Origin of the sequence: Lysobacter sp. yr284 (genome assembly GCF_900107375.1) — a bacterium.
Lineage (GTDB): Bacteria > Pseudomonadota > Gammaproteobacteria > Xanthomonadales > Xanthomonadaceae > Lysobacter.
In genome coordinates this window covers 72,616-95,211 of sequence record NZ_FNPT01000001.1, presented here as the reverse complement: position 1 = coordinate 95,211, position 22,596 = coordinate 72,616, and the positions used below count along the sequence as shown (strand labels likewise).

General features: G+C 72.2%; 15 protein-coding genes. 8 read left to right on the top strand and 7 right to left on the bottom strand.

Annotated features, from left to right (window positions below):
• Positions 1-140: 140 nt before the first annotated feature.
• The 5 genes from BLV01_RS00300 to asnS all read right to left on the bottom strand — a co-directional run bounded on the left by BLV01_RS00300 (position 141) and on the right by asnS (position 3,805).
• Positions 141-926, bottom strand: coding sequence for an SDR family oxidoreductase (locus tag BLV01_RS00300; protein WP_091793013.1), 786 nt, complete (start codon positions 924-926; stop codon positions 141-143).
• 37 nt (positions 927-963) lie between these two features.
• Positions 964-1,599, bottom strand: coding sequence for an FMN-binding negative transcriptional regulator (locus BLV01_RS00295; protein ID WP_091793011.1), 636 nt, complete (start codon positions 1,597-1,599; stop codon positions 964-966).
• An 8-nt stretch (positions 1,600-1,607) separates the two neighbouring features.
• A complete protein-coding gene (locus BLV01_RS00290; protein ID WP_091793009.1) occupies positions 1,608-1,919 on the bottom strand; it encodes a hypothetical protein in 312 nt (103 codons plus the stop codon).
• On the bottom strand, positions 1,919-2,224 hold the full coding sequence (locus tag BLV01_RS00285; RefSeq protein WP_091793007.1) for a hypothetical protein: 306 nt from the start codon (positions 2,222-2,224) through the stop codon (positions 1,919-1,921). Before BLV01_RS00285 ends, BLV01_RS00290 begins: the two co-directional genes overlap by 1 nt.
• Before the next feature lie 180 nt (positions 2,225-2,404).
• Positions 2,405-3,805 (bottom strand): asparagine--tRNA ligase, encoded by a 1,401-nt coding sequence (gene asnS, locus BLV01_RS00280; RefSeq protein WP_091793005.1) that lies wholly within the window; start codon positions 3,803-3,805, stop codon positions 2,405-2,407.
• Between the two features lie 151 nt (positions 3,806-3,956).
• On the opposite strand from asnS, the gene BLV01_RS00275 reads away from it, so the two are divergent.
• Positions 3,957-5,093 carry a DUF2891 domain-containing protein gene (locus BLV01_RS00275; RefSeq protein ID WP_091794551.1) on the top strand — a complete coding sequence of 379 codons (1,137 nt, stop codon included), beginning with the start codon at positions 3,957-3,959 and terminating at the stop codon, positions 5,091-5,093.
• A 214-nt stretch (positions 5,094-5,307) separates the two neighbouring features.
• The gene (locus tag BLV01_RS00270; protein ID WP_091793003.1) at positions 5,308-5,646 is read left to right on the top strand and encodes a HesB/IscA family protein; all 339 of its coding nucleotides are present in this window, start codon (positions 5,308-5,310) and stop codon (positions 5,644-5,646) included.
• An 86-nt stretch (positions 5,647-5,732) separates the two neighbouring features.
• Here the strand turns inward: BLV01_RS00270 and BLV01_RS00265 are convergent, their stop codons facing one another.
• Complete coding sequence (locus BLV01_RS00265; RefSeq protein WP_139178347.1) at positions 5,733-7,883, bottom strand: DUF7024 domain-containing protein; 2,151 nt, start codon at positions 7,881-7,883, stop codon at positions 5,733-5,735.
• A 327-nt stretch (positions 7,884-8,210) separates the two neighbouring features.
• On the opposite strand from BLV01_RS00265, the gene BLV01_RS00260 reads away from it, so the two are divergent.
• A complete protein-coding gene (locus BLV01_RS00260) occupies positions 8,211-10,010 on the top strand; it encodes a DUF885 domain-containing protein (RefSeq protein ID WP_091792999.1) in 1,800 nt (599 codons plus the stop codon).
• A 229-nt stretch (positions 10,011-10,239) separates the two neighbouring features.
• Here the strand turns inward: BLV01_RS00260 and BLV01_RS25995 are convergent, their stop codons facing one another.
• Positions 10,240-10,383 carry a hypothetical protein gene (locus tag BLV01_RS25995; RefSeq protein WP_175485715.1) on the bottom strand — a complete coding sequence of 48 codons (144 nt, stop codon included), beginning with the start codon at positions 10,381-10,383 and terminating at the stop codon, positions 10,240-10,242.
• A gap of 164 nt (positions 10,384-10,547) precedes the next feature.
• Here BLV01_RS25995 and BLV01_RS00255 point away from each other — a divergent pair, with 164 nt between their 5' ends.
• The 5 genes from BLV01_RS00255 (at position 10,548) to BLV01_RS00235 (ending at position 22,488) form a co-directional block, all read left to right on the top strand.
• Positions 10,548-17,474 carry a cupredoxin domain-containing protein gene (locus BLV01_RS00255; RefSeq protein WP_091792997.1) on the top strand — a complete coding sequence of 2,309 codons (6,927 nt, stop codon included), beginning with the start codon at positions 10,548-10,550 and terminating at the stop codon, positions 17,472-17,474.
• Positions 17,475-17,557: 83 nt separating this feature from the next.
• A complete protein-coding gene (locus BLV01_RS00250; RefSeq protein ID WP_139178345.1) occupies positions 17,558-19,573 on the top strand; it encodes a YncE family protein in 2,016 nt (671 codons plus the stop codon).
• Between the two features lie 137 nt (positions 19,574-19,710).
• The gene (locus BLV01_RS00245) at positions 19,711-20,364 is read left to right on the top strand and encodes an SCO family protein (RefSeq protein ID WP_139178343.1); all 654 of its coding nucleotides are present in this window, start codon (positions 19,711-19,713) and stop codon (positions 20,362-20,364) included.
• A complete protein-coding gene (locus tag BLV01_RS00240) occupies positions 20,351-20,974 on the top strand; it encodes an SCO family protein (protein WP_091792991.1) in 624 nt (207 codons plus the stop codon). Before BLV01_RS00245 ends, BLV01_RS00240 begins: the two co-directional genes overlap by 14 nt.
• Before the next feature lie 164 nt (positions 20,975-21,138).
• Positions 21,139-22,488, top strand: a complete 1,350-nt coding sequence (locus tag BLV01_RS00235; RefSeq protein ID WP_175485714.1) for a c-type cytochrome — start codon at positions 21,139-21,141, stop codon at positions 22,486-22,488.
• The last annotated feature ends 108 nt before the right edge of the window (positions 22,489-22,596 follow it).

The window sequence follows — 22,596 nt, the reverse complement described above, 5'->3', positions numbered from 1 at the left end:
CGGCGCGAGGTGGTCGAGTCCCTTGCGCAAGCGCTCTTGTGGGAGGGCCTTCAGGCCCGATGCCTTCCGCTCCGCCGCGATAAAGCGCCAGCACGAATCGAACCTGCAGCCTCAGGGCCGAAGCCCCATTACGGCGTTGGTCAGATCGACTGCATCCGCCCGCCGTCCACCGCCAGGCTCACGCCGTTGACGTAGCCGGCCGCCGGCGAACACAGGAAGGCGATCGCCGCGCCGATTTCCGCCGGTTCGGCGAAACGGTTGGCCGGCACGGTCTTGCGCATCGCTTCGAGCACGGCCTCGGGCGCCTGGCCGCTGTTGCGCGCGCGGTCGGCGACGATCTGGTCGATGCGCGCGGTGCGGGTGTAGCCCGGCAGCACGTTGTTGACGGTGATGCCGTCCGCGCCGAGTTCGCGCGAGAGGGTCTTGGCCCAGCTCGCCACCGCGCCGCGGATGGTGTTGGACACGCCCAGGCCGGCGATGGGTTCCTTGACCGAGGTCGAGATCACGTTGACCACGCGTCCCCATCTCGCGGCGCGCATGCCCGGCAGCACCGCGCGCACCAGCGCGTGGTTGGCCAGCAGGTGGCGGTTGAACGCGTCGAGGTAGGCGGCGTCTTCGGCCGCGTGCGCCGGGCCGCCCGGCGGGCCGCCGGTGTTGTTGACCAGAATATGCACCGGCTTGCCCGCGGCCAGCGCCTGCACCTGCGCCGACAGCGCGGCGTGTTCGGACACGTCGGCGGCGATCCAGCCGTGCGCCTGCGCGCCGCGCTGCGGCAATGCGGCGGCGACCGCGGCCAGCGCCTCGGGGCGCCGCGCCAGCACGGTCACGTCGCAGCCCAGCAGGGCCAGTTCGTGCGCGGCGGCGCGGCCGATGCCTTCGGAGGCGCCGCAGACCAGGGCGTGCTTGCCGGTGAGATCCAGGTCCATCGGTGCTCCTCCAAAATCGCGGCGATAACGGTGGCGGTCAGTCTTCGAGCGCGCGCGCGGCCATGCGCTCGCGCATCAGCGCGGCGACCGCGCGGCTGTCCTCGCGGTCCTGCGCCTGCAACTGCGCGGCGACGTTCTCGCGATTGGCCAAGGGGTGGTTCTGGCTGAGCTTGAACTTCAGTTCGATCCGCTCGACCGCGAAACGGAAACCGACGATGCCGCGCAGTTGCCGGCGCAAATCGTCGCGTTCGCGTTCGAAACGCCAGTCGCCGCCCACGCGCGCCTCGTGCCGCACGCTCAGTTCGTCGACCAGCGCGGCCAACGCGGCCTCGTCGTCGAAGGTGTGCAGCCGGCCGTGCAGGTGGGCGACCGCGTAGTTCCAGGTCGGCACGCGCGCGGCGGCTTCCTTGTCCGGATACCAGCCCGGCGAGATATAGGCGTGCGGCCCGTGCAGGATCGCCAGCGCCGCGCCGGCGTGGCGCGCCTGCGGGTTCGGCCGCGCCCAATGGCCGCGCAGTTCGACCCGTTCGCCCTCGCGCGCGTACAGCACCGGCAGGTGGCTGGTTTCCGGCGCGCCGTCGCGCACGGTGATCAAGGTGGCGAACTCGTCGGCCGCGGCGAGGCGGTCGAGCGCGCCCAGGTCGGTTTCGTCGAACGCGCGCGGCAGGTACATGGGCTGGCTCAGTGCCGCGGCGGCAGGGTCTGGGTCATCCGCGCGGCCAGCGCGGCGTCGTCGCCGGCCTGCGGCGGCGTCAGTTCGCCCAGGGCGAAGCCGCGCGCGGCCGCGTCGTCCTCGTCGAGGCCGTCGTACTGGACGAACTCGGCGTCCATCAGCGCCGCGCGCGCGGTGTCCTCGCTGTCGTAGGGCAGGGTGTTGCCGTCGCTGTCGAGGACCTCGGCGGTGCCGGCCTCGAGCACGCGCAGGCGCGCCCAGATCGCGGTGCGGCCGAGCGTGGCCAGCCACCATTGTTCGTCTTGGAATCGTTCGTTCATCACGGCACCAGCAGGGAAAGCAGCCACAGCAGCCCGGCGCAGGCCAGGGCGACGAAGACGATCAGCAGCGACACCCGCGCCGGGGTCGCCAGTCCGTCGAGATTGCGGTCGCCGGCGCTGCGGTAGCGGCTGCGCAGCAGCCAGCTCCACGCCGCCGGGGCGAGGAACGCGGCTTCGCCGAGCTGGCCGCGCAGGGCCGGATGGCGGTCGCGCAGGTGCACCAGCGCCAGCGGCCAGAAGATCGCGAACGCGCACAGCGCGGAGATCGCGATGCCGACGAAGGTCAGGGCCAGGAACAGGATCATCCGCTGCCTCTCGATGAGGCGCGGGGAGCGCGGTTACCGGCCGCTCGCCGCGCACGTGGGTGATCGTCGTCCCCGCGAAGGCGGGGATCCAGAGCCTTCAGCGCGTCGTCGCGGCGAGGCCCTGGGTTCCCGCCTTCGCGGGAACGACGGTAGGGAGGGCGCGAAGCCGCTCCGCGGTGCTCAGAACTCCGCGCTGCCCGGCGCGCGCGGATAGGCGATGGCGTCGCGGATGTTGGCCAGCCCGCACACGTACACCACCAGCCGCTCGAAGCCCAGGCCGAAGCCGGCGTGCGGCACCGTGCCGTAGCGGCGGAAATCGCGGTACCAGCCGTAGTGGGCCGGGTCCAGGCCGAACTGGGCCATGCGCGCGTCGAGCACGTCCAGGCGCTCCTCGCGCTGGCTGCCGCCGATGATCTCGCCGATGCCCGGGGCCAGCACGTCCATCGCCGCGACGGTCTTGCCGTCGTCGTTCAGGCGCATGTAGAAAGCCTTGAAGTGTTCGGGGTAGTTCAGCACCACCACCGGGCGGCCGACGTGTTCCTCGGTCAGCCAGCGCTCGTGCTCGGTCTGCAGGTCCAGGCCCCATTCGACCGGGAACTCGAACTTCTTGCCCGACTTCTGCAGCAGCGCGATCGCGTCGGTGTAGTCGATGCGCTCGAACGGCGAGTTGACGAACGCCTCCAGCCGCTTGATCGCGTCGGGCTGCACGCGCTCGGCGATGAAGGCCATGTCGTCGGCGCGCTCGTTCAGCACCGCGCGGAACAGGTACTTGAGGAAGTCCTCGGCGACCTGGGCGTTCTCCATCAGGTCGGCGAAGGCGATCTCCGGCTCGATCATCCAGAACTCGGCCAGGTGGCGCGTGGTGTTGCTGTTCTCGGCGCGGAAGGTCGGGCCGAAGGTGTAGACCTTGCTCAGCGCCAGGCAGTAGGCCTCGACGTTGAGCTGGCCGGACACGGTCAGGAAGGTTTCCTTGCCGAAGAAGTCGCGCGAGAAGTCGACCGCGCCGTCCTTGCCGCGCGGCAGGTTGGCCAGGTCCAGGGTCGACACGCGGAACATCTGCCCGGCGCCCTCGGCGTCGGAGGTGGTTACGATCGGCGTGCTGATCCAGTAATAGCCGTTCTCGTGGAAGTAGCGGTGCACCGCCTGCGACAGACAGTGGCGGATGCGGGTGACCGCGCCGAACAGGTTGGTGCGCGGGCGCAGGTGGGCGAATTCGCGCAGGTACTCCAGCGAGTGCTGCTTGGGCTGCATCGGGTAGGTCAGCGGGTCCTCGACCCAGCCCACCACCTCGATGTCGGAGGCCTGGATCTCGAAGCTCTGGCCCTGGCCCTGCGAGGCCACCAGGATGCCGGTGGCGATCACCGAGCAGCCGGTGCTCAGGTGCTTGATCTCGCTGTCGTAGTTGCCCAGCGCGTTGGTCGCCACGACCTGGATCGGCGCGAAGCAGGAGCCGTCGCTGACATTGACGAAGCTCAGCCCGGCCTTGGAATCGCGCCGGGTGCGCACCCAGCCGCGTACCGTGACCTCGCCGCCCGCCGGGATCTTGCCTGCGAGTGCCTGTTCGACGCTTACCACCGTCATGTCGTGCCGCCTTAGCGCGTTGCAATGTGAGGGAGGGCGATGATAACGGATGATCCCGGCGCAGCGCGCCGCGGGCGCGGTCCGTAGACTGCGGCGACGATCACGGCAAAGAGGGCGGGGCATGGGCAAGGGCGGCAACGGACGGCGTCGCATGGGCGCGGGCTGGGGGCTGGCGGCGTTGCTGGCCGCGGGACAGGCGCTCGCCGGGCCGGCGCCGGCACCGCCGGCGCCGCGGCTGGACGCGGTCCAGGCCGCGAACTTCGCCGCGCTGGCGCTGGACTGCGTGGATCGCGAGTACCCGAACAAGATCGCCCACCGCCTCGACGGCGCCGCCGACGCGCGCCCGCCCGCGCAGCTGTATCCGGCCTTCTACGGCTGCTACGACTGGCATTCGGCGGTGCACGGCCACTGGCTGCTGGCGCGGCTGGCCCAGCGCTTCCCCGCCGAGCCCTTCGCGGCGCGCGCGCGCCAGGCGCTGGACCGGCACCTGACCGCGGCCAACATCGCCGGCGAGCTGGCCTACCTGCGCCGCAACGACGACGAGTCCTTCGAGCGCCCCTACGGCCTGGCCTGGCTGCTGCAGTTGGGCGCGCAACTGCGCGGCTGGGACGATCCGCAGGCGCAGCGCTGGTCGCAGGCGCTGCAGCCGCTGGAACGCGAGGCCGCGGCGCGGCTGCTGCGCTGGCTGCCGAAGCTGACCCGGCCGATCCGGGTCGGCGAGCACAGCCAGACCGCGTTCGCCTTCGGCCTGGCCCTGGACTGGACCCAGGCCAGCGGCGACCAGACGCTGCGCCAGGCGCTGCTGGCGCGCTCGCGCGACTACTACCTGGGCGACCGCGACTGCCCGCTGGCCTACGAGCCGTCCGGCCAGGACTTCCTGTCGCCGTGCCTGGCCGAGGCGGACCTGATGCGGCGGGTGCTGGCGCCGGCCGAGTTCGCCGCCTGGCTGGACCGGTTCCTGCCGGCGATCCCGCGCCGCGCCCGCGCCGACTGGCTGGCCCCGGGCGTGGTCCTGGACAAGGCCGACGGCAAGCTCGCCCATCTGGACGGCCTGAACCTCAGCCGCGCCTGGATGCTCGAGGGCATCGCCGCCGGCCTGCCGCCGCGCGACCGGCGCCTGCCGGCGCTGCGCGCGGCCGCGGCCCGGCATCGCGAACTGGGCCTGGCCGCGGTGTCCGGCGGGCATTACGCCGGCGCGCACTGGCTCGGCAGCTTCGCCACCTACCTGCTGGCGCCGCCGGGCGCGGCCGGCGAGGGCGCCGCGCCGGCGGCGGCGGGCGGTCGCTGAGTCGGGTTCGCCGTGCAGTGCGCGCGCTGGCCGGCGCGGGCCGTCCGCCGATGCGCGATCGGGGCCGCTGGCCCGCCCGCGGCTTGAATGCGCGCGCCGAGCCGCCATATCCGGTAGCGGAGGCGCTGCGGCCCGCTGTTAACATGACCGCGACGCTGTCGTCCCCAGCCGCTCCCCGCAACGACACCCGACCGCATTCCGCTTCGAGACCGCCATGGCCGTGACCCTCGCCCCCGCCGCCCTTGCCCGCGTTCAGCATTTCCTGACCGAGACCCCGGCCGCGCTGGGCCTGCGCTTCGGCGTGACCCGCACCGGCTGCTCGGGCTGGCAGCACGTGGCCGACCTGGCCCGCGAGCAGCGCGAGGGCGACACCGTGTTCGAGCAGGACGGCGTGCGCATCTTCGTCGACCCGATCAGCCTGCCGCTGGTCGAGGGCACCCGCATCGACTTCCTCAAGCAGGGCCTGGGCGAGATGTTCGTGTTCCAGAACCCCAACGCCACCGCCGAGTGCGGCTGCGGCGAGAGCTTCACCACCTCGGCCGACGCGGCCTGAGTTGCGGCGGCGCGGTCCGCGCCGCTTTGCCCTGAACGATTCTGGCTCCCGCATGCGGGAGCCTAGGCGCGTGGCCGATGCCGCGGTCAGCGCTGCGGCTGCGGCGCCGCCTGCGCCGGCGCCGGCGTGGCGCAGCCGACGCACCCGGCCGGCGCCGACAGGGCCGGTGCCGGGCGGGCCGCGGCGCCGGTTTCGCGCAGGCTGATCCGCGACAGGGCCACCCCGAGCAGGCGCGTGTCTTCGCCCTGGCCCAGCGACTGCGGCGAGGTCGGTTGCGGGATATGCAGGCTCAACTCGCGGGTCGGGGCCACGTCGCGGAATTCCAGGGTATGGCGGGCGGCATCGGCGCCCAGCACCAGCGGCTGCCGCGACGCGCCCAGCGCCACGGTCACCGGTCGGCCGACATTGGGGCCGAACGCGGCCGCGTCGACGACCACATGCACGTTGCCGGCCACCTCGCGATCCAGCTCGATCGCGGCGACCGGCCCGTCGCTCCAGCGCCCGAACGCTTCCGGCGCGCTCATCCCGCGCAGCGCGCGCGTGCCGGCCGGCTGCGGCTGGCTCAGTTCCAGCACGACGGTGCCCGCCAGCCGGTACACGTCGAAGCCCGGATGCGCCTGCTTGTCCAGGTAGCTGCCCGCGGGCAGGGCCAGCCCGTCGAGCGCGACGACGGTGTCGCGGCTCCAGTCCAGCGCCGCCTGCGCGTCGCCGCCGGGCGCGACCGGACGGATCGCCAGCGCCATCGAATCGGCATAGAACTGGGTCTTGAACCGGCCGGAACCGTCGCTGACCAGCAACTGGCTTTGGGCGATGCGTTGCGGGCCCTGCTGGTTGAGCCACTGGCCGGCGCGCACGTACGCCGATTCGAAGCGGGCGTTGCGCACCGACACCGTGACCGCGCCGGTGCCCAGCGCCGCCACCAGCACGAAGTAGCCCAGCGCCGCCAGGCGCGCGCGCGGCAGTTCGCGGATCGCCAGCCAGCCCAGGCACGCGGCGGCGCCGAGCAGGCCGACCGGCGCGCTGATCCAGGTGCGGTTGATCACCCACACCAGTTCCGGCGAATCCGCCGGCGCCGGCAGGTACAGCCTCAGGGCGTAGGCGCCGGCGAACAGCGCCAGCGCGGCCAGCCCCAGCGCGCAGGCCCACAGCGCCCGCCGCTGCCAGGCCGCGCCCGGTTCCGCCCCGCGCCAGGCCAGCGGCGCGATCAGCAGCAACGGCAGACAGAAGTTGTAGTAGCGCAGGTGCAGCCGCCCGATCGCCTCGTTGGCGCCCATGCTGGCGGTGAAATAGACCGTGATCGCGACCAGGGTCGCGAGCAGGACCAGCGCGAACAGCACCGCGCTGCGCGCCCGCTCGCTGGCCTCGTCGCCGCGCGGACGCAGCAGCGTCGGCAGCGCCGGCACCAGCAGCGGCGCGAACAGCAGGGCCAGCGCCAGGCCGTGCCCGACCGAGGAGATCGACAGGTTCTTGGCCAGCGTCGCCGCCGACTGCACGCCGACGTTGCCGCGCGCCTGGCCGCTGTAGAACTCGCCCATGAAATCCAGGCTGGCGGGGCCGGCGAGCAGGTAGCCCAGGCCGAAGCGCACCGCCAGGAACGCGCCGGCGCTGGCCGCCGCGACCACCAGCGCCGCGGGAATGCGGTCGCGCCGCCCCGGCCACAGCGCGTCGACGACGATGAACGCGCCGAAACCCGCCGCCACGAACGCGGCGTGCATCTTGACCAGGCACATCAGCCCCAGGATCGCGCCGGCGAGCAGGCCGTAGCGCAACGGCTGCGGCGCATACGGCCGCAGCACCGCGGTCGCCCACACCCAGAACAGCAGGAAGTACATCGACTCGGGCATGAAGTACGCCGCATAGCTGTTCACCGGCGCGGCCACGCACGCCAGCGCCAGCAACGCCGCCGGCAGCGGCGGGGCGTACGCGCGCAGGATCCGGTAGATCAGCGGCAGCGCCGCGACCAGCATCGCGGCGTTGAGCGCGCGCGCGCAGTCGAGGAAGTCGCTGCCGCACTGGCTGGTGAGGCCGAAGATCCACAAGTACAGGTACGAGGGCAGCTTGGATTCGGCCAGCGGCACCAGGCGGCTGTAGGCGCTGTAGTACCACTCGTCGGCGAACACCGCCGCGAACAGGTTCTGGTCGCGCAGCGACATCGCCGCCAGCAGGGCGAGCCCGCCCAGGCCGAGCAGCCAGCGGTGCAGGGAAGCGGCGCGGGGCGGGGCGGATGCGGAAACCATGGGCAGGGGCGGGCTCGAAGTGGGGGCGGGTGCCGGCGCGGCGGCCTCAAGGGGACGCCCTGCGCCGTGCGCGCCGGCCATTGCGGGTTAGCGCGAGGACGGCCGACGACGGCCTGAGCGGCCGCAAGCGGCCCGTGCGGCGGCGGGCGGGGCGAACGCGGAATCATAGCTAAACCGGCCGGCGCGGCGGCCGGCGCCGGCGCGCACGCCGCCGGCAACCCACGACTTCCGTCACGCGGCCGGCCGGGGCGCGGCGGTCTAGACTCCTGCGCTCGCCGTATCCGCGTCGACGCATCTGCGCCCGCATCCGTCCAGGGGAGTCCCGCCATGTTCCGTCCCGTCCTGCTCGCCGCCGCCATCGCCGCCGGCCTCTCCTGCGCGCCCGCGTCGGCCGCCGCCGTGGCGGATGCGCCCGCCGCCGCCGCTACCGCGCGCTCGCCCCAGGCCCGGGCCTTGCACGATCTGTTCGACCAGGAATGGGAGCGCGGCCTGCGCGACAGCCCGGAGAGCGCCAGCTACAACGGCGACAAGCGCTTCAACGACCGCTGGACCGACAGCAGCCTGGCGGCGATCCGCGCCCGCTTCGACGGCGACCGGCTCGCGCTCAAGCGCCTGCGCGCGATCGACCGCGCCGCGCTGTCGGCCGAGGACCAACTCAGCTACGACACCTTCGCCTGGAACCTGGAGCACTCGCTGCAGCGCGAGAAGTTCCGCGAGTACCTGATGCCGGTGAGCCAGCAGGGCGGGGTGCAGACCGCCGACGGCATGGTCGAGGGGCTGGCCTTCGACAACGCCAAGGACTACCGCGACTGGCTGGCGCGGCTGCGCGCGGTGCCGGCGATGGTCGAGCAGACCCAGGCGCTGATGCGCGAGGGCGTCAAGGCCGGGCTGACCCCGCCGCGGGTGCTGATGGAGCGGGTGCCGGCGCAGATCGCCAAGCAGGTCGTCGAGGATCCGACCCGCAGCCCGTACTACAAGCCGTTCGCGCGCTTCCCCGACAGCGTCGCGGCGGCCGAGCGCGCGCAGCTGCAGGACGAGGCCAAGCGGGTCATCGCCCAGACCGTGGTGCCGGCCTACCGCGGCTTCGGCGAGTTCTTCCAGCGCGACTACCTGCCCAAGACCCGCGCCACCATCGCCGCCGGCGACCTGCCCGACGGCAAGGCCTACTACGACTTCCTCGCCGGCTACTACACCACCACCGACCTGAGCGCCGAGCAGATCCACCAGACCGGCCTGAAGGAAGTCGCGCGCATCCGCGGCGAGATGGAGAAGATCCGCGCCGAGGTCGGCTTCAAGGGCGGCCTGGCCGAGTTCTTCCACTACCTGCGCACCGATCCCAAGTTCTTCTACAAGACCCCGGCCGAGCTGCTGCAGGCCTACCAGGCCACGGCCAAGCGGATCGATCCGGAGCTGGTGAAGATCTCCAAGATCATCCCGCGCCAGCCCTACGGCGTGCGGCCGATCCCGGACAACATCGCGCCGGACACCACCACCGCCTACTACCTGGCCGGCGCCGTCGACGGCAGCCGCGCCGGTTTCTACTACGTCAATCTGTACAAGCCCGAATCGCGGCCGAAGTGGGAAATGATCCCGCTGTCGCTGCACGAGGCCGTGCCCGGCCACCACTTCCAGTTCGCCCGCGGCCTGGAACTGCCCGACGCGCCGCTGTTCCGCCGCACCGGTTATTTCGTCGCCTACGGCGAAGGCTGGGGCCTGTACGCCGAGCGCCTGGGCTACGACATGGGCCTGTACGACGACCCCTACGACCGCATGGGCCAGCTGTCGTACGACATGTGGCGCGCGGTGCGGCTGGTGGTCGACACCGGCATGCACGCCAAGGGCTGGAGCCGCGAGCGGGCGATCGAGTTTTTCATGGACAACGCGCCCAAGACCGAGCAGGACGTGGTCAACGAGATCGACCGCTACATCGGCACCCCGGGGCAGGCGCTGGCCTACAAGATCGGCCAGCTCAAGATCAGCGAACTGCGCGAGCGCGCCCGCACCGCGCTGGGCGAGCGCTTCGACGTGCGCGATTTCAACGACCAGGTGCTGGCGACGGGCTCGGTGCCGCTGAGCGTGCTGGAAGCGCGGATCGACGCCTGGATCGCGGCGCAACGCCGCGGCTGAGCGCAGCGGCGGCGCGCGTTCGCGCTGCGCCGCCGCAATCGTTGCGCGACGCGCGACCGTTCGTCGGAACCGGCTCGCAGCGCGAGCGGCCTGGAGCGTGTGCGCGAGGTGCGTGTCGGCACAAATAGACACAAATCGGCTCCGCAACTCCAATGCGTCGGGAGGGGCGGGGCCGGTGTTTTTTCCAGGTTGGAAAAACAAATATTTTCAATTGCTTGAGCCGCCAATTTCAAGCGATATCTGATCCGGGAATCTGCGTGGGATCGCGCATCGGCTGCACGCGATTCGTGCGCATCCGGCGCTGTTTCAGCAGCCCCATCGAGATCGCGCGCGCTGCCCGTCGCTGCGCGCGCACGCCGGCGCTGTGTCGCATTCGCCGGGACGCCTGTGCCTATGTTGAAACCAGCCGCGGCAGGCGAGGGCAGCGGCGAGGGGATCGATCGGGGAATCCACAGCGGCCACGGACCGGCGCATCGCAAGGCATCGCGTCGGTTCGCGTCCGCACAGGGTCCGCACTAGGGACGGAGGACGACGGGCATGATGCGCAAGGTCGGATTCATCGCGTGCTTGGGGCTGGGGTGGGCGCTGTGGGGCGGCGCGGCGCGGGCGCAGATGCCCGGCCCGGGCGCGGTCGTCGGATGCCCGACCGACGCCATCGTCGCCGACGTGGTCGCCATCGATCATCCGATGGTGTTCAACCGCCTCGGCGCGCAGAACGTCAACTGGATGATGTATGCGCTGCGCCACGACCTGGTCGTGCCGGTCAAGCAGGCCGACGGCAGCACCCGCTGGCGGCCGCTGGATTACAGCCCGGAAGGGCAAGCGCTTTTCGACAAGGTCCGCGAGAAGAGCAGCAGCCGCGAGATCGCGCTGCGCCCGGACCTGCGTCCGCGTCCGCTGGTGCTGCGGGTACCGGCCGGCCGCGCGCTGTACGTGCGCCTGACCAACCTGCTGGCGGTCTACGACTCGCCGCCGAACACCACCACCGGCAATCCCTACAACTCCGATCCCAATCCGCTCGGCGCGCCGCATCCGATGAACCAGGCGGCCAAGGACGCGCCGGGGCTGTCGGGCGACGAGCGCATCTTCCACATCGACGACCAGGTGTTCAGCCGCAGCGTCGGCTTCCATCCGCAGGGGCTGGAACTGATCGGCAGCGAGCAGAGCGATAGCTCCTATGCCGGCCGCAACAAGAGCAGCCTGGCTGCGCCGGGCGAGAGTACCGACTACTGCTTCCGCGCGCCGGCCGAAGGCGCGTTCCTGGTCAGCAATCCCGGCGCGGCGTTCGGCGGCGAAGGCAGCGCCGGCGACAGCGGCGTCGGCCTGTTCGGCGCGGTCGCGGTGCAGCCCACGGGCGCCGCGTTCTATCGCGCTCAGGTGACCGAGGAAGAACTGCGGCTCGCGACCCGCCCGGGCCCGGCGACCGGCGCCGGCCAGCCGATCGTCGATTACGAGGCCAAGTATCCCGGCTGCGACGTCGGCGGGGTCTGGTGCGAGGAGGGCAAGGGCGGGCTGCCGGTGCTCAACATGCTCGACGGCAACCGCATCGTCCACGGCGACGTCAACGCCATCGTCATGAGCGCGGCCAACAAGGACGGGCGCTTCGATCCCAAGACCTATCCGCTGGAGCGCGCGAACAAGCGCAATCCCAGCGTGCCCAACCGGCTCGAGCCGTTCCGCGAGTTCGTCTCGATCTATCACGACGAGAACGCCGCGACCCAGGCCTTCCCGTACTTCTTCGAACATCCCGAACTGGGCCACACCCTGCACGGCGTGCGCGACGCGTTCATGATCAACTACGGCTCCGGCGGCGTCGGCGCCGAGATCATCGCCAACCGGCTCAAGGCCGGGCCGATGCAGGACTGCATCGACTGCGCCTACGAAGAATTCTTCCTGTCGGCCTTCGCCGTGGGCGATGCGGCGATGCTCGTGGACAAGCCGGTCAACCTGCGCGTGGGCCGCTGCCAGCCCGAGTTCGTCGAGGCCAACCGGCGCAAGCAACTGGGCCAGTCGTTCGACGAATCGCATTACAAGGGCTTCCGCAGAGATTGCGTGTGGAACGACGACAAGCGCGAGCCGCCGTTCGCCACCGCCGTGTACTACCCGCACGACCCGGCCAACGTCCACCACAGCTACATCGGCGACTTCGTCAAGTTCCGCAACATCCACGCGGGCAAGGAACAGCACATCTTCCACCTGCACAACCACCAGTGGCTGTTCAATCCCAACGACGACAACGCCAACTACATCGACGCCCAGGGCATCGGCCCGGGCTCGGGCTATACCTACGAGATCGCCTTCGGCGGCTCGGGCAACCGCAACAAGACCGTCGGCGATGCGATCTTCCACTGCCACTTCTACCCGCATTTCGCCCAGGGCATGTGGTACATGTGGCGCAACCACGACGTGTTCGAGGCCGGTACCCGGCTCAAGGTCAGCGAAGCCGGCAAGGACGGCTTTCACGCCGAGCCCTACGGCCTGCGCGACGGCACCCCGGCGCCCGGCGCGCGGGCCTTGCCCGACGGCGAGATCCTCGCCGGCGCGCCGATCCCGGCCGTGGTGCCGCTGCCCGGCAAGGCGCTGCCGCCGATGCCCGGGGACGTCCACCTGGAACCCAAGAGCACCGGGCTCGGTTCCAAGGCGGTGCTGACCTACCCGAACAGCAAGCAACTGCTCAATCCCGGCTATCCGTTCTGGGTCGCCGGGGTGACCGAGCATCACGGCATTCCCGCGTCGATCGGCCATCGTCCGACCACGCCGCCGCTGGACATGGTCGACACCTTCGCCGACCCGGTCACCGGCATCAAGACCGGCATGGGCGGCTTCGACGGCGGCCTGCCACGGCACGCGCTGGGCGGCTACGCCGAGGGCGGCAAGGACGACTCGGTGCTCGACCGGCTCTCGGCCAAGAAGCACATCAAGCGGGCCAAGCCGATCTATTTCGACGAGCGCGGCACCGGCCTGGAGCAGGTGGCGATGGAGTTCCACGCCAAGCGCGCCCATCCCTCGTACCGCTACGACCGCGACGGCAACGTCGGCGCCGCCGACTTCATCGTCAACGGCGCGCCCGCGGTGCCCGGCGCGCCCTACAACGAGCCGTGCATCGACGATCGCGGCCAGCGCCTGACCGCGGGCGGCGACGGCGCGTTCTTCGGCGGCAAGGCGCTGGACGCGATGATCTCGGTCAAGCAGTCGCTGCCCGGCGGGATCGAGTTCGGCGCGACCAATCCGCGCGTGTACAAGGGCGCCAACATCCAGCTCGATGTGACCTTCAACAAGCTCGGCTACCACTATCCGCAGCAGCGCATCCTGTCGCTGTGGGAGGACGTGGCCGCGACCCTGGACGGCAAGCGCGCGCCCGAGCCGCTGGTGCTGCGCATGAACACCTTCGATTGCGCGATGTACCAGCACACCAACCTGGTGCCGAAGGATTTCTACGCCGACGACTACCAGATCACCACGCCGACCGACGTGATCGGCCAGCACATCCACCTGCCCAAGTGGGACCTGACCTCGGCCGACGGCAGCGCCAACGGCTGGAACTACGAGGACGGCACGTTCTCGCCGGGCGCGGTGCGCGAGCGCATCGCCGCGATCAACCACTGGAACAAGGCCGAAGTCGAGGCCGGGCGCGCGCCGGTGGCCACGCTCGACGGCGCGGTGGCGCTGAGCCCGCGCCCGCATCCGTTCTTCGGCGCGGCGCAGTTCCAGCGCGAGGACTGCCACAAGCTGTGGGACGAGCTCGACGGCGATTTCGAGGCGTTCGAAAAGGCTTACGGCGCCTATCCGCGGGTGTGCGACTGGCTCGGCGCGCGCACCACGCTGCAGCGCTGGTTCTCCGACCCGGTGGTCAACGCCGCCGGCGTCCATCGCGGCCTGGGCATCACCTTCACCCACGACCACCTCGGCCCGTCCACGCACCAGCAACTGGGCCTGTACGCGACCATGCTGACCGAGCCACCGGGTTCGATGTGGTACCACAACGAAAGCGGCGCCAGGCTCTACGACACCGCCAGCCGCAACGACGGCGGCCCGACCACGTGGCAGGCGATCATCACCGGCAAGGACCGCAAGCCGATCAACGTCGACGGCGACAAGCGCGACGATTCGCACCGCGAGTTCTTCCTCCAGTTCGGCGACTTCCAGCACGCCTACCTCAAGGGCAAGTACGTCGGCGTCAACAAGGACGGCGTGCCGTACGAGTACGCGCCGGAGGCCAAGGCCGGCCCGGACAGCTACCTGCACGCGATCCATCCCTCGGTGCGCAAGCCGGTCGAGGCGGCGGCCGGCACGGTCGCCAAGGACATCTTCAAGTACGACAGCCATTGCCCCGGCGGCCCGCAGGCCAACAAACTTCCCGGCGCGGTGTACTTTGCCGACAAGAAGCCGCTGCGGCCGTGCCCGGAGGCGATCTCGGCCGACGACATCGGCATGATGGTGGTGAACTACCGCAACGAACCGCTGGCCGCGCGCGTCTACGACGACACCCGCGGCGCGCAGCACAGCGGCTTCGGCGGCGATCTGGCCTATGCGTTCCAAAGCCGCACCGACCGCGCCATCGATTCGCTCAACACCGTCGGCGGCGACGCGCCGTACGCGCCGCTGACCCGCGGCGTGCTCGCCGGCGATCCGTTCACGCCGATCCTGCGCACCTATTCTGGCGATCTGATCCGGGTCAAGGTGCAGGCCGGCTCGCACGAGCACGAGCACAACGGCTCGATCAACGGCCTGGCCTGGCTGCAGGGCGGTTCCGGCTACGGCCAAGCGCCGCATTCGGGCTGGCGCAACGCGCAGAACACCGGCCTGTCGGAACAGTTCACCTTCGCCGCGCGCATCGTCGACTACGCCACCGCCAACAACCAGACCGATCGCCTGTACACCGTCGACAGCGGCCAGGACGGGCTGTGGAGCGGGGTGTGGGGCGTCTTGCGCAGCAGCAACCGGCGCGACCCCAAGGCCGCCAACGACCTGCAGGTCCTTCCGAGCAATCCGCGCCCGACCTTGCTCGCCACCCGCGAGGGCAAGGTCGCGTTCAACGACTGTCCGCTCAAGGCGCCGGTGCGCAGCTACCACGTGGTCGCGGTGCGGGCCAACGAAGTGCTGAGCAAGCCCTCGGACGCAACGATTCCGAATCCGTCCGGGGCCGCGCTGAACCCCGGCGGCGGCACCCTGGTCTACAACCCGCGCAACACCAAGATCACCTTGCAGGAGGTCGACGCCAACGACCGTCCTACCGGCCGCCGCCTGGAATACGGCTCCGGACCGCTGCACGATCCGACCGCGGTGCTGCTGCTGCGCGAGGAGGACGTCTTGGTGATGTCCAACCGGGACGGAAGCCTGCGCCACACCCTGCGTCCCGGCCGACCGCTGGAGCCGCTGGTGCTGCGCGTGGCGGCCGGCGAGTGCGCCCAGGTCGTGCTGCACAACCGCCTGCCGCGCAACGCGCGGTCGATGCCGGAGCTGGACGGCCACACCTCGCTGTCGGGCATCGTCCGCCACGGCTTCGCTACCGCGACGCCGTCGCAGACCTCGTTCAACAACAACCACATCCGCGCCTCCAATCACATCGGCCTGCATCCGCAGATGGTCCACTACGACGTGCAGAGCGGCGACGGCAGCGTGGTCGGCGTCAACAAGAACTCGCTGGTGCCGCCGGGGCGCAGCTATGTGTACCAGTGGTATGCCGGCGCGCTCGACAAGGGCGATCCGCACCTGAACTGGGGCACCGGCGCGAGCTCCGCGGTCTGTCAATTGGTCGATCCGGAACGGATCAAGCAAAGCCTGACGCTGCTCAGCGCGTTCCCGAACAATCCGCGCCTGCGGCCGTTGGGCCAGATCTACGACCAGGCGCTGTTCGACGAGAACCAGGACGCGATCTACGCCCGCACCCGGCAGATCGGCAGCAGCGGTCGCGCGCGCGCCGCCGCGGCCGCACCGCCACCGCCGCAGATCAACGCCGGCACGCGTGCGGATTTGAACCAGGTCGCGCAGACCAACAACTGCATGGACACCGACAAGACCTTCAACGTGCCCGAGCCGCAATGGCCCGACGACGAGGCCCAGGTCGCCGATGCGGCGCCGGTCGGCGAGGACGACTCCATCGCCGAAGTGTTCGACCGCTCCGATCAGCTGCGCCGCCGCAGCCTGTGTTCGATCCCGCCGGAGTCGCCCGGGAAGGAGTCGGTCTACACCGAAGTCAGGAACGGGTTCAAGGCGGCGATCCTCAAGAACAGCGAGGCGGGCAGCGGGCCGGTCACCGACGCGCAGGCGGAAGAGTTCGCCAAGCAACTGACCGCGAGCTTCCTGTTCGAGGTGGATGGCCTCGACGACGGCGTCACCGCCTCGCCCGCGCCGGAAGGGCGCGCGGCGCGCACGGCGCTGAGCTGGCGCGCCGAGACCTATCCCGGCCTGGATGAGCAGACCACGCGGTTGATCCGGCTGGTCGACACCTGCCGCTTCGTTCCGGTCGAGTACGGCGGCAGCAACCTGACCCCGCCGGACCGGATCAAGCAGGGCCAGAAGGCCGCGGTCGGCGCGTTGATCGTCGAACCGCAACGCGCCAGCTGGAGCGAGTACCACGACGACCGCGTCATCGACCGGCAGAACCCGGGGCCGAGCCAGCAGAACCAGCGCGCCAGCCGCGCCACCGCGACGGTGAGCTATCCGGTCAACGTCGCCAACGTGGCCGGCAGCCGCACCGTGCAGCGCACGATGCGCGATTTCGCCATCGTCCACCAGAAGGCGCTGAACTTCCGCTACGGCGACGGCTCGGCGGTCGCCAACCTCGCCGCCGAGCGCGAGGACGCGCGCATGAGCCCGTTCGATACCGCGCCCGAAGACGCCCAGGACGCCGGCCACATGGCGATCAACTACGGCAGCGAACCGCTGTGGTTCCGCTTCGGCCTGGCGCCCGACGCGCCGTTCGGCCGCGACGGGTTCGGCGGCGCGACCCAGGCCTGGCAGGCGTTCTCGAACAAGTGCTGCGGCAACGGCGGTTCGGTCGGCAGCGCCACCGCCGGGGTCGGCGAGCCGTACGTGCCGATCATGACCGTCGCCGCCGGCATGGAAACGCGGCTGCGCGTGCTGATGCCGACCGGCATCGGTCGCGGCACCATCTTCAGCCTGCACGGGCATGTCTGGCCGCGCGATCCGTACCTGGCCGAGAAGGTCGACGATGCCGGCTATCCCAAGGGCGGCGGACCGGGCGAGTGGGGTCTCGCCGCGCGCTGCATCGGCCGCAATGCGCTGCAGATGGAACTGGGCGGGCAGGAGAGCGTGACCGCGATGGCGCACTACGACGTGGCGTTGGCTTCGGCCGGCGGCCGCGACGGTGTCGTCGGCGACTATCTGTGGCGCGACATGGGCGGCTTCGGCATCAGCAACGGCTTGTGGGGCATCGTGCGGGTGACCGAGACGGGCCGCGTGCAGAAGCCGGTTCCGCTGAGTTCGTGGTGCCTGCAATGACGGGCGCTGGCGGCGCGCGCGGCGGCCGGCGTCCGTACGCGGCGCGCCGACTGCCGGCGCGGGCGTTCGCGGCGTCGCTGTGCATGGCGCTGTCGTTCGCGGCGGTGGCGGCGCGGGTGGATGCGCCGGCGGCCTCCGCCGCGTCCGCCGCCGCGCCGGTCTGGCTGGAGCGCAGTTTCGAGCGCGAAGGCATCGGCGTGCATCTGCGCCTGTCGCCGGCTTCGGCGCAAGCCGCCGCAGCGATGCCGCGCGCCGGCGACCCGGTGCGGCTGGAACTGGAGTTGCGCCGGCTCGCCGACGGCCAGCCGCTGTCGAACCTGCCGCTCGGCGCCTGGCTCGATCACGAGGTCTCGGTGGCCTCGGGCGCGGTGCCGGCCTGCGGCCAGCGGGTCGCCTCGATCCTCGGCGGCGGGCTGATGCAGCGGCCGCTGCTGGATCTCACCGGCTATTACGTGCTGACGCTCGACGCCGAAGGCAGCGTCTCGGCGCTGGACCCGGCGGTGCGCTTCGCCGGCCGCTCCAGCCTGTACGCGGCGGTGCAACTGGGCGGGCGGCCGTTCGACTGGGTCAAGACCGGCGACGACCGCCTGCTCTACGTCGCCGTGCCCGAGCGGCGCGAAGTGGTGGCGATCGACCTGCAGGAGTTCGCGGTGCGCCAGCGCATCGCCGTGGCCGGCCGGCCGACCCGGCTCGCGTTGAGCCCGGACGGCCAGCAGTTGTGGATCGCGCAACGCGGGGATGCCGGAGCGGCGGAGCCGTCCGCCGGCGGGCCGTCGGCCGCGAGCGCTCGCGCCGCGGTCGCGGTCGCGGCCGCGAGTTCCGCCGCGGATTCGCCCGCGGACGCGGCCACGACCCGCGCCGCCGCCGATCCGGCCGATGCCGAACGCATCGACGTCTACGCCATCGCCGACGGCCGCATCGAAACCGGCTACCGCCTGCCGCCGGGCCACCACGAAATCGCCTTCAGCGACGACGACCGCTACGCCTACGTCGGCAGCCGCGACAGCGGCCGGGTCAGCGTGATCGACAACGCCGAAGGCCGGCTCGCGCGCGAGGTCGAGCTCGGCGGCCAGCCGCTGTCGCTGCTGTACCTGCCGGCGCAATCGCAGCTGTGGGTGGTCGATGGCGCGCAGGGCGCGATCCACCGGCTCGGCCGCGGCGGCGCGCAGATCGACCGCATCGCCCTGGAGCCGGGCCTGGGCCCGGCGCGGCCGACGCCCGACGGCCGCCGCGTGCTCGCGCTCAATCCCGCCCAGCACCGCGTGCACGTGCTGGCTGCCGCCGACGGCGCGCTGGAGCGCAGCCTGACTGTGTCCGGCCGCCCCTTCGATCTGTTCTTCAGTCAGCGCTACGCCTACATCCGTCCGCTGGACACCGAGCAGGTGGCGATGCTGAGCTTGGCCAGCCTGGAGCGCGAACCCGCCGTGCAATACCTGCCGACCGGCGCGCAGGCGGTCGGCGCCTTCGCCGGACTTCCGGTGGCCTCGAGCATGAGCGAGAACATGGAAGGCGCCGGCGCGTTCTTCGCCGCGCCCGGCGAGCGCACGGTCTATCACTACATGGAAGGCATGAACGCGCCCGACAGCGGCATACGCGCGTTCGGCCACACCCCGATGGCGGTGGCGATCAGCCGCCGCGGCCTGCGCGAGCACGGCCGCGGCCGCTACAGCGCGACCTTCAAGCTGCCCGCGCAGGGACGCATGGTGCTGGCCCTGGCCAGCGAATCGCCGCGACTGCGCGAGTGCCTGGCCTGGAACGTCGAGCCGGCGCCGCGGACCGCGGCCGCGCGGCCGTGGACGCTGCACTGGCTCGGCGCCAGCGAACAGCGCGTGCGCCGCGGCGAAACCGCCGAGTTCGCGTTGAGCCTGGAAGCCGCGCCCGGCCGCACGCCGCCGCCGGCTGCAGCGCTGGTGGCCTGGGTCGTGTCCGGCGCCGGCGGCCGCGCCGAGCGCTGGCCTTTGCTGGCCGGCGCGCGCGCCGGCGAGTACCGCATCCGCGGGAGCATGGACCGCGCCGGCGGCTATTTCGTGCATGTGCGCGAAGCCGGCGGCGCGCAAGCGGCGGGCGGCGACGTGCCGGCCGCGCTGACAGTGGAGTGAGCATGGACACGACGACACGGAAGTACCTGCGGCCGCGGTCGCAAGCGGCAGCGCAGCCGCCTACGCAGTCGCGCGGGCAAGCGCGCAGAGCGCGGGCCGCGCCGTCGCTGCAGGCCGACGAGGCTGCGCCTTACAGCGTGCGAGGATCGCGAGGCTTCGCCGTCGCGGCGCTGTGGCTCGCCGCCGCGCTGGCGGCGCCGTCGGCGCCCGCGGCCGACGCCGATCCGCACGCGGCCCACCGCGCCGCGCTGGCGGCCGCGCCCGCCGGCGCTTCGGCCACCGCAGTGAGCTTGCCGGGCACGCGGCTGCGCCAGCGCGACGGTCGCGAACTGCGGCTCGATGCACAGGCCTTCGGCGACCGCGTCGTCGTGATCGATTTCGTGTTCACCCACTGCACCACGATCTGTCCCGCGCTGACCGCGATCATGAGCGCGGTGCAGACCCGCCTGCAGCGCGACGGCGGCGCCGACTGGCAACTGCTGTCGCTGTCGGTGGATCCCGCGCGCGACACGCCGGCGCGCATGGACGCCTACGCGACCCGGGTCGGCGCCGGCGAGCGCTGGTGGTGGCTGACCGGCGAGCGCAGCGAAGTCGAGCGCAGCCTGCGCGCGTTCGGGGTGCCGGCGGGAGCGCCGGAAGACCATGCGCCGATGGTGTTGGTGGGCCATCCGGCCAGCGGCCGCTGGCTGCGCTGGGTCGGCATGCCCGATCCGCTGCAGGTCGCCGCCGCGGTGCGGCAACTGCGCGATCCGGCGCGCGCGGCCGGGGAGGGCGATCATGCCGCGCATTGACGCTACGTTGCCGGCGCTCGCGCTGATGCTCGCGCTGGCCGCCGCCGCGCCGGCCAGCGCCGACGGCGGCGGTGCGGGCGCGGCATCGGCGCCCGCATCCGGGGCCGCCGATCCGCAAGCGCGCGGCCGCGCCTATTTCGGCGATGCCGAACTCACCGACCAGGACGGCCGCCGCCAGCGTTTCTACACCGACCTGCTCAGCGACAAGGTGGTGCTGATCAACGTCGTGTTCACCCGCTGCCCGAGCGCCTGCCCCCTGATGACCCAGCACCTCAAGGCGGTGCGGCGCGAACTGGGCGAGCAGTTCGGGCGCGAAGTGCGGTTCCTGTCGCTGTCGGTCGATCCGGCCTACGACACGCCGCAGGCGATGAAGCGCTTCGCCGCGCAACAGGGCGTGGACGAGCCGGGCTGGCGCTTCCTGGTCGCCGACGCGGCGACCACGCGCGCGGTGCTCGGCCGGCTCGGGCAATGGAGCGACAAGGCCGAGGACCACACCACGCTGCTGATCGCCGGCAACGCGCGCCGCGCGCACTGGACCAAGCTGCGTCCGGACGCGCCGCCCGAGCGCATCGCCGCCGACCTGCGCCGGCTCGCCGGCGAGGCGCTGTGACCGCAGCGGCGCGCGCGCGCCGCGGGCATCGGCGCTGCGCAAACGAAACCGGCGCGGGAGTCGTGCGCTCTGGCACAGCGCGCCTTGGTATCGCCGCGTTGGCCCTGTCGCTGACGTTGGCGGCGAACGGCGCGTCGCGGCCGGCGCCGGCGGACGGCGTCGCCTTGGATCCGGCCACCGCCGCCGATGCGCTCCGCCTCGAACTCGGCCGCCGCCTCTATCGACTCGGCCTCGGCCGCGACGGCCGCGAAATCGGCGCGCGCATCGGCGCCGGCGGTGCGGTCGGCCTGCGCGGCGGCGCGGTCGCCTGCGCCAACTGCCACGGTGGCGACGGCCGCGGTGGCGGCGAAGGCTGGGTGCGCGCCCCCGACCTGCGCTGGTTCGCGCTCGGCCGGCCGCGCCTGCGCGACGACGGCAGCCGGCGTCCGGGCTACGACCGCGCCGCGCTCGCCCGCGCGTTGCGCGCCGGGGTGGCCGCCGACGGGGTCGGGCTGGATCCGGCGATGCCGCGCTACGACCTCGCCGACGACGAACTCGATGCCGTGTTCGCCCACCTGCGCGCGCTCGATCGCGGCGCCGACGCGGCCGCGCCGCCGGCCTTGCTGGTGCTGCTGCCCCAACGCGACGCCGGGCCCGCCGAACGTTTGCTGGAAGGCTGGCGCAACTGTCCGGGCCCGGCGGCGGGACGCCGGCGGCCGGCGCTGGAGGTGCTGCGTTACCGCGATTGGCCGCAAGCCGTGGCCGAAGTGGCCGCGCGCGAGCGCGCCGGCCGTGTGGCGGCGCTGTTCGGGCCGTACCTGATCGACGCCGAAGCCGCGCTGGCGGCCGCGCCGCCGCCGGCCGGGCTGCCGCTGCTGTTGCCGGTGAGCCTGCGCGGCCTGGCGCCGGAGGCGGCGACGGTGCGGTTCGGCTTGCCCGGCCAGCTCGAGCAGGCGCGGGCGCTGATCGCCGAACGGCCGCGCGCGGTGCGCTGGCGGCTGTACCGCGATCCGGACGATCCGGCCGCCGTCGCCCAGGCGCGCTCGCTGGCCGCGGAGCTCGCGGCGCAAGGCAGGGCGGTCGAAGAGACCGCAAGCCTGCTCGCCCCGGAAACCGCCGCCGGGGCCGGGCCCGCTGCGGTCCTGGCGCTGTCGCCCTTGCCGCCGCCAGGCGCTGCAGCGGCACCGACCGCGCTGGCCTTGCCGGCGGCCAACCTGGACTGGGACGCCGCCCAGGCCTGGCGCCAGGGCGGCGCCCGCCTGCGTCTGGCCCACGCCTATCCGCCGCAGGCCGCGGCCGCGCCGGGCCGCTGGATCGGCCCGCAGCAAGCCTGGCAGGCGCTGGGCTGCGAACTGCTCGCTCATCTGCCGCCGCTGCCGGCCGACGCCGCGGCGGTGCCGGCCTGGCGTCGCCTGGTCGCCGAATCGCCGCCGCTGCGGCTGCAGGGCTGGTTCGAGTTGCCGGCGCTGGCGCCTGCCGCCAGCGAGGACGGTCGCGTAACATTGCGAGACTGGCCGGACGCCCCGGCGCATTGAGCGGCCGCCTCAGCGAACCGATCCCATGGATCGTCCAGACACGGACCGGGCGAGCGGCTGCGCCTCCGGTTCGGCCCGCAGCGCCCGACGCGGGCCTGCCGCCTTGAA

Excerpts from the sequence above, each read along its gene's own strand:
- BLV01_RS00265 (WP_139178347.1), bottom strand. The coding sequence starts at position 7,883 with ATGGTTTCCGCATCCGCCCCGCCCCGCGCCGCTTCCCTGCACCGCTGG.
- BLV01_RS00285 (WP_091793007.1), bottom strand. The coding sequence starts at position 2,224 with ATGATCCTGTTCCTGGCCCTGACCTTCGTCGGCATCGCGATCTCCGCG.
- BLV01_RS00300 (WP_091793013.1), bottom strand. The coding sequence starts at position 926 with ATGGACCTGGATCTCACCGGCAAGCACGCCCTGGTCTGCGGCGCCTCC.
- BLV01_RS25995 (WP_175485715.1), bottom strand. The coding sequence starts at position 10,383 with ATGCGACACAGCGCCGGCGTGCGCGCGCAGCGACGGGCAGCGCGCGCG.
- BLV01_RS00260 (WP_091792999.1), top strand. The coding sequence starts at position 8,211 with ATGTTCCGTCCCGTCCTGCTCGCCGCCGCCATCGCCGCCGGCCTCTCC.
- BLV01_RS00240 (WP_091792991.1), top strand. The coding sequence starts at position 20,351 with ATGCCGCGCATTGACGCTACGTTGCCGGCGCTCGCGCTGATGCTCGCG.
- BLV01_RS00275 (WP_091794551.1), top strand. The coding sequence starts at position 3,957 with ATGGGCGCGGGCTGGGGGCTGGCGGCGTTGCTGGCCGCGGGACAGGCG.
- BLV01_RS00295 (WP_091793011.1), bottom strand. The coding sequence starts at position 1,599 with ATGTACCTGCCGCGCGCGTTCGACGAAACCGACCTGGGCGCGCTCGAC.
- BLV01_RS00270 (WP_091793003.1), top strand. The coding sequence starts at position 5,308 with ATGGCCGTGACCCTCGCCCCCGCCGCCCTTGCCCGCGTTCAGCATTTC.
- asnS (WP_091793005.1), bottom strand. The coding sequence starts at position 3,805 with ATGACGGTGGTAAGCGTCGAACAGGCACTCGCAGGCAAGATCCCGGCG.
- BLV01_RS00250 (WP_139178345.1), top strand. The coding sequence starts at position 17,558 with ATGGCGCTGTCGTTCGCGGCGGTGGCGGCGCGGGTGGATGCGCCGGCG.
- BLV01_RS00290 (WP_091793009.1), bottom strand. The coding sequence starts at position 1,919 with ATGAACGAACGATTCCAAGACGAACAATGGTGGCTGGCCACGCTCGGC.
- BLV01_RS00255 (WP_091792997.1), top strand. The coding sequence starts at position 10,548 with ATGATGCGCAAGGTCGGATTCATCGCGTGCTTGGGGCTGGGGTGGGCG.